General features: G+C 71.7%; 5 protein-coding genes. 4 read left to right on the top strand and 1 reads right to left on the bottom strand.

What is annotated here, in order from left to right:
• Positions 1-51: 51 nt before the first annotated feature.
• Entirely contained in the window at positions 52-1,500 is a 1,449-nt protein-coding gene (locus tag C1A38_RS29980) for an alpha-amylase (protein WP_102661044.1), read from the bottom strand.
• A gap of 234 nt (positions 1,501-1,734) precedes the next feature.
• On the opposite strand from C1A38_RS29980, the gene C1A38_RS29975 reads away from it, so the two are divergent.
• From C1A38_RS29975 to C1A38_RS29960, 4 genes are all read left to right on the top strand, one after another.
• On the top strand, positions 1,735-3,534 hold the full coding sequence (locus C1A38_RS29975; protein ID WP_233197110.1) for a hypothetical protein: 1,800 nt from the start codon (positions 1,735-1,737) through the stop codon (positions 3,532-3,534).
• A 2-nt stretch (positions 3,535-3,536) separates the two neighbouring features.
• Positions 3,537-4,997 carry an NADH-quinone oxidoreductase subunit NuoF family protein gene (locus tag C1A38_RS29970; protein WP_043721652.1) on the top strand — a complete coding sequence of 487 codons (1,461 nt, stop codon included), beginning with the start codon at positions 3,537-3,539 and terminating at the stop codon, positions 4,995-4,997.
• A 200-nt stretch (positions 4,998-5,197) separates the two neighbouring features.
• Entirely contained in the window at positions 5,198-5,791 is a 594-nt protein-coding gene (locus tag C1A38_RS29965; RefSeq protein WP_102661043.1) for a redoxin domain-containing protein, read from the top strand.
• A gap of 106 nt (positions 5,792-5,897) precedes the next feature.
• Positions 5,898-6,710: cytochrome c biogenesis CcdA family protein (locus C1A38_RS29960; protein WP_102661042.1), on the top strand; the 813-nt coding region annotated here is incomplete at its 3' end.

Below are 6,710 nucleotides of genomic sequence, written 5' to 3'. Positions count from 1 at the left end.
GCTCCGCGACGCGGGATGCTGCCGCACGTCAAGTTACGGTCGATTTTCGAGTTAGGGGAGGCGGGCGGAGAGGTGGATGGCTATGGCGTCGTGGGCGGGGATGTTGGCGGTGAACCAGCCGTTGGTGTCGACCGTGATGACCGGGCCGGAGCAGGTGCCGGCCGAGAAGGTGCCGTGGATGACGTCGCAGTAGCGGCCGGCGGGTAGGCCGGTGTAGTAGGAGCGGCCGTTGACGGCGAAGTCCTCGTCGTTGATGGTGATGAAACCCTTGCCGGTACGGCTGAACGCGATGTGCTGGTAGCCGTTGTCGTACCAGTTGCTGACGCCGGTGCCCTCGGTGGCGTTGCGGAAGCCGACCATGTTCGCGATGACCGGCCAGCGGTGCTCGCACTCCCAGCCGGAGTAGCAGACCGTGTTGCGGGTCTTGTTGCTGCTGTCCGAGGGTGGGCCCGCGTCGCGGCTGCTGTAGGTGTAGCTGGACATCACCGTCGGCGAGCCGTACGGCCAGGCCAGCATGAAGGCGTTGGCCAGCGCGTAGATGCCCCGGTCGCGGTAGGTGAGCACCCCGCCGTCGTCGCGTTGGGTGTCGTGGTTGTCGATGAAGACCGAGGAGACCCCGCTGGGCAGGTGGCCCCAGCCCTCACCGAAGTTGCGCAGGTACGCCAACCGCTCGGAACGGAACACCCGGGCGAGGTCCTTGCCGTAGCGGAACTCGTGCACGTCGCCGTTGCCGGTGTACTCCTCGGGCCGGATGGGCTCGCCGGCACCGTAGATGACCTCCTGCACGATGTACGGGCGGCGGTTCAGTCGACTGAGGATGTTGGCGATGTCGGCGGCGGGCATGTGTTTGCTGGCGTCCAACCGGAAGCCGTCCACCCCGAGCGACAGCAGGTCGTTGAGGTACGCGGCCAGCCGCGAGCGGACGTAGTCCGAGCCGGTCTTCAGGTCGGCCAGGTTGACCAGCTCGCAGTTCTGCACCTCGTACCGGTCGTTGTAGTTGACGATGTCGTTGTTGCCGTTACGGCCGCAGTAGTTGAAGTCCTGCGCCTGGTAGATGCCGGGGTAGACGTGGTGCTGGTACGACGACCCGGCCCAGCCGGTGCCGCCGCCCGACTGCCCGGACATGTGGTTGACGACGGCGTCGACGATCACCTTGACGCCGGCCGCCTGGCAGGTGGCGACCATGGACCGGAACTGGTCGCGGGTGCCCTTGCGGGACTCGATCCGGTAGCTGACCGGCTGGTACGCCACCCACCACTGGTCGCCGCGGACGTGTTCCTGCGGGGGCGAGACCTGGACGTAGCCGTAGCCCTTCGGGCCGAGAGTGCTGGTGCACTCGCTGGCCACCGAGGGCCAGTTCCACTCGAACAGGTTGGCGATGACCTTCTTGCCGCCGGTCGGGGCGGCGACGGCCGGGGGTGCCGTCACGACGGTGGGGGCGAGCAGGGTGGCGATCGTGCCGAGGGCCACGATCGCCGTACGGAGTCGACGTCGGTGCATCGGAAGCTCCTGGGGGAGTGAGGGCTGCCTGAATCTTGCATCGATGCTGAAAAATTTCAGCAAGGTTACAAGCTGATTTCATCGACTGTCAACGTATGGATGTGCGTCAGTGGCCGGATCGGGTCTACACGCGCCGGGCGGGGGGACGGTTCGACAAGTCGTGGAGATTTTTTCGGCGCGGGCTGATCCGTCCGGCATCCGACTGCGTACTGGAGTGGGGAACAGGGTCGGCCGGTGGTACGCCGCCGCGAGACGATCGAGGAGCACATGGCCCGGGCTATGCAGAACGAGACGACGCCTGCCGTCCGTACCAGCAGCAGCAGTAGAGGCGTCCAGGTGGCCTCCCGCGGTCAGATCCTGGCGCTGTCCGCGTCCGGGCTCGCCGCGGTGTGGGCGCTGGTCATGCTCACCGGCGCCGGCCAGAAGGCGTACGCGATGGGCTTCTTCTTCACCGAGTTCTTCGCCGGCGTGATCGCCCTGGTCGCGCTGAGCCTCACCGTGATGATGGGGCTGCTCTCCACCGACCGGCTGGTGCTGCTCATCCGGCACCGGGTCCTGTTGCAGTCCGCGCACCGGGCCACCGGCATCCTCGGGGTGGCGGGTCTGGGCTTCCACGTGATTACCAAGATCACCACCGGGCGGGCCGGGATGACGGACGCGGCCGTGCCGTTCGTCGGTGGGCGGGGCCTCTACGTCGGGCTCGGCACCATTGCCGCGCTGCTCATGGTGAGCGTGCTGTGGACGGGGATCATTCGGGCCCGGTTCGCCGACATCGGTCCGAAGTGGGTGTGGCGGGCGCTGCACTCCCTGGCGTACCTCTCCTGGCCGTTCGGCATCTTCCACGGCCTCGGTGCCGGCCGTCCGCCGGCCACCTGGGTCAGCCTGAGCTACGGGCTCTGCGTGGTGCTTGTCGTGATGGCGCTGCTGGTCCGCCTCTCGGTCACCCTTCAGCGGCGCAGTCGCGAACGGCACCAGGCCGCCGCCCTCAACGAGGCGATGACCGGCAAGGGCAGTGACGAGACCCGACCGAAGACCCTGCTCGGCAGCCTGACCAAGCGGGCCGGCGAGGGCGAGCGGACCCGCCGCGACACCAGTTGGGCGGAGAGCACCTCCGGCACCTGGGCCAGCCCCACCATCCGCCGCAACGACCCGGAACGCTTCACCGTGCCGGTGGTCCCGGAGCCGGGCACGCTGCGCGGACCGGTCCGCCCCGGACGCCGGGACGAGGAGTTGGAGCCGGTCGCCCGGCGTACGTCGTGGCGCGACGAGGAGGACCTGGAGCGCGCGGTACGACGGGAGACCGAGTTGCTCGAACCGGTGGCCCGTCGGCGGCGCGACGAGGAGCCGGTCGGGCGGCGTGGCTCCCGCCACGAGGAGGAACTGGAGCCGGCACCGCGCCGTTCCCGGATCGACGACGACGCGGAACCGCGTCGTTCCCGACGGGACGAGGAATCGAGCCGGCGTCGCGTCGACCGGCGGGAAGAGGAGTACGAGCCGGTGGCACGCCGCGCCACCCGACGCCGCGACGAGGAACCGGTGGCCGACGTCGACCGTGAGCCGGGCGGCCGGCGCTACCGCGACGACGAGGTGTACGGCCGCTCGCGGCGGTCCCGGTCCGACCTGGACGCCGGCACCCGTTACTCGGCACCCCCGCAGGGCATCGTCGACGAGCCGGAGGAACCCTGGGACAGCCCGCGCCGCTGGGAGTCCACCGCGCCCATCTCCGGCTCGCCGATCTCGGGCTCGCCGATCTCCGGTTCACCGATCTCGGGCTCGCCGATCTCGGCCGCGCCGCGCAGTGGTGGCGGTCGGCACAGCGCCGACGACGACGGCCCGGAGGCGGAGACCGACTACTGGCGTCCCCCGGCCCGGTACGCCCCGGACGACGTCGCCGACGACGACACCCCGACCCTTGTCGACCTGGCCGCCCGGCGGGCTCAGCGGGCGGCCGCGGACAGCCGGCGTCGCCGCCGGGCCGACCCGGACTCGGTCGACGGGGCCTACTGGGCCGGCCTGCGAGGTGAAGCCAAGTGACGATGCGTACCACCGTGCCACCGGTCGCCTGCGTGGGTGAGCCACGGATCACCGCCGGGTTCGCCGAGTTCGGTCGCCTCGACCTGCGGGCGCACGAGATGGTGCACGGCCCGATCAGCCCGATGGAACCGTCAAGCCTGCTGCGACTGGCCGAAGGCATCCAGCTCAAGGGCAAGGGCGGTGCCGGGTTCCCGTTCGCCCGGAAGCTGCGCGCGGTGCTGGAGTCCTGCGAACGCCAGGACCTCCCACCGGTGGTGGTGGTGAACGCCACCGAGGGTGAGCCGGCCAGCTGGAAGGACAAGGTCATCCTGACCCGGGCCCCGCACCTGATCCTCGACGGTGCCGCCCTGGCCGCGTTCGCCCTCGACGCCGAGGAGATCGTGCTCTGCGTGGCCGACGACCTGATCGGCCGGGACTCCCTGATGGAGGCGCTGGAGGAGCGCCGGATGCCGGTACCGACAAGCGTGGTCACGGTGCCGCACCGCTTCATCAGTGGCGAGGGTGGCGCACTTGTCAACGGGATCAACGGCCTGCCGCACATCCCGCCCGGCACGAAGAAGCGGTCCAGCGACTCGGGCGTCAACAACCTGCCCACCCTGCTGTCCAACGCCGAGACGTACTCCCAGATGGCGATCGCCGCCCGGCTCGGCCCGTACGAGTACGCGGCGCTCGGCACCGACGACGAACCCGGCACCGTGCTGCTCAGCATCACCGGCGCGGCCAAACGCCACGCGGTGGTCGAGTGCGCCGCCGGCACCCCGCTGCGGGAGATCCTCGAACTCTGCGAGGTCCCCGAGGGGCCGGGCATCCTGATGGGCGGCTACCACGGCAAGTGGATCACCTGGGAGGCGGCGAACAAGGCCGAGGTCTCCCGCAAGGGGCTCGCCGCGGTAGGCGGCACCCTCGGCGCCGGCATCATCGTCCCGCTCGCCAACGACACCTGCCCGCTCGGCGAGGCCGCCCAGGTGGTGCGGTACCTGGCCGGTGAGTCCGCCGGGCAGTGCGGCCCGTGCAAGCGCGGCCTGCCGGACCTGGCCCGCGCCGTCGACCTTGCGGTCTCCGGCAGCGCCCCGGTGGAGGTCGTGCGCGCGGCAGCCGGCGACGTCAAGGGACGCGGCGCGTGCAGCCACCCCGACGGTACGTCCCGATTCGCGCTGTCCGCGATGGAGGTCTTCGCCGAGGACCTGAAGAAGCACACCACCGGCGAGGGCTGCGGCCGACGGGTCAAGGGTGTGATGGGCCTGCCCGGTGCGCCCGACCCGGATCCGCAGAAGCTGGTCCTGGACTGGTCCCGGTGCGACGGTCACGGGCTCTGCGCGCACGTGGTGCCGGACTTCATCCGGCTCGACCAGAACGGATACCCCGCCTTCCCGCCCACCCCCGTACCGACCTGGCTGCGGGAGGGCGCGTCGAAGGCGGTCAAGGTCTGCCCGGAGTTGGCACTGCGACTGACCAAGGCCTGACGGGCCGCTCCAAGCCGCCCGGCAGCTCACGACCCTCAGCGGACCGACCCGGCCTGCCCGGCAGGTCCCGACCAGCGGCGGACCGACGCGGCCCGCCCGGCAGGTTCCGACCAGCGGCGGACCGACCCGGCCTGCCCGGCAGGTTCCGACCAGCGGCGGACCGCCCTGGCTCGCCACGTGAACCGACGAAGGAGACGCGGATGGGGACGGCACGAACGACCGGACGACTCGCCGCCGCCCTGCTGGCCGTCGTCCTGACCGGGGCCGGCTGCGGCGCGGAGGCGGTCACGCCGGCGGGCGCCCCGCCCGCCTCGAACTCCGCCGACAGTGCGGCCACTCCCGCGGGTGGCACCGCCTCCCCGGGGGCCGCGCCCACCGGACCGGTCACGGTGCCGGACACCCTCCGGTTCACCGGCAAGACCCTCGACGGTACGGCCTTCGACGCCGCCGCTCTGGCCGGTCGCCCGGTCGTGCTCTGGTTCTGGGCACCGTGGTGTGCCGCCTGCGCGAGCCAGGCGTGGACGGTGGCCGAGATCGCCCCCGGCTTCCGCGACACCGTGCCGATCATCGGCGTCGCCGGCCTCGGCGAACACCAGGCGATGGCCGACTTCGTCACCGAGTTCGAGTTGGCGCCGGTGACGCAACTCGACGACCGTGCGGGGGCGATCTGGCGGCGCTTCGAGGTCACCGAGCAGAGCACCTTCGTGATCATCGACCGGGACGGCCGGGTGGTGCACCAGGGTTGGCTGGACGGCGAGGACCTCACCCGCCGGGTCACCGCGCTGGCCGCCTGATGCCGGGGGCATACCGGCGCTGCCTGCTGCGACCGGGGGCGCATCGGCGCTGCCCGCTGTCGCCGGGGGCGCAACAGCGCTGTCGGCTCCGACCGGGAGGTGGTTGATGGAGGCCACGCTGCTGCTCGCGTTGACCGCGGGGATGCTCGGCGCGGTCAACCCGTGCGGCTTCGCGATGCTGCCGGCGTACCTGTCGCTGTTGGTCGCCGGAGCCACCGACACCCGTGGCGCGGTACGGCGGGCGCTCACCGCCGCTACCGCGCTCACCCTCGGCTACGTCGTCGTGTTCGGTGCCTTCGGCCTGGCGCTGGCCCCGGTCGCCGGCTGGCTGCGCCCTCGACTGCCCTGGTTCACCGTCGGGCTCGGACTGCTGCTGGTGCTGCTCGGCTGCTGGCTGCTCGCCGGCCGGCGACTGCCCACCATGCGCCCCCTGGCGCGGGCACCCCGACTGACCCGTTCGTGGCCGTCGATGGTGCTGTTCGGCATGGCGTACGCGGTCGCCTCGCTGGGCTGCGCCATCGCACCGTTCCTGGCCATCGTGGTGACCAGCCTGCGGGCCGGTACGCTGCCGCGCGGGCTGGCGCTGTTCGGCGCGTACGCCCTAGGAATGGGCCTGGTGGTGGCGGTGGCCGCCCTCGGCGTGGCCCTGCTGCGCGGGGAGGTGGTGGCCCGGCTACGCGGTGCCGGCGCGTGGGTGCCCCGGCTCAGCGGCCTGGTGCTGCTGCTCGCCGGCGGCTACGTCGCCTGGTACGGCTGGTACGAGGCCCGCCTGTTCGCCGGCCACCGAAACGCCCTCACCGACCCGGTGATCGTCGGGGCCGCGCAGGTCCAACGCTGGCTGGCCGCCGCCCTCGACACCGCCGGCCCCACCACCCTGGCCCTCCTCCTAGCCACCCTCACCACCCTCACCCTCCTCGTC

The organism is Verrucosispora sp. ts21 (assembly GCF_002879555.1).
Lineage (GTDB): Bacteria > Actinomycetota > Actinomycetes > Mycobacteriales > Micromonosporaceae > Micromonospora > Micromonospora gifhornensis.
Note: the sequence above shows the minus strand (reverse complement) of the source record. Positions and strands in the feature narration are given on the sequence as shown.

Bases quoted from the DNA above. Each gene is read 5' to 3' on its own strand.
- C1A38_RS29980 (WP_102661044.1), bottom strand. From the start codon at position 1,500: ATGCACCGACGTCGACTCCGTACGGCGATCGTGGCCCTCGGCACGATC.
- C1A38_RS29970 (WP_043721652.1), top strand. From the start codon at position 3,537: ATGCGTACCACCGTGCCACCGGTCGCCTGCGTGGGTGAGCCACGGATC.
- C1A38_RS29965 (WP_102661043.1), top strand. From the start codon at position 5,198: ATGGGGACGGCACGAACGACCGGACGACTCGCCGCCGCCCTGCTGGCC.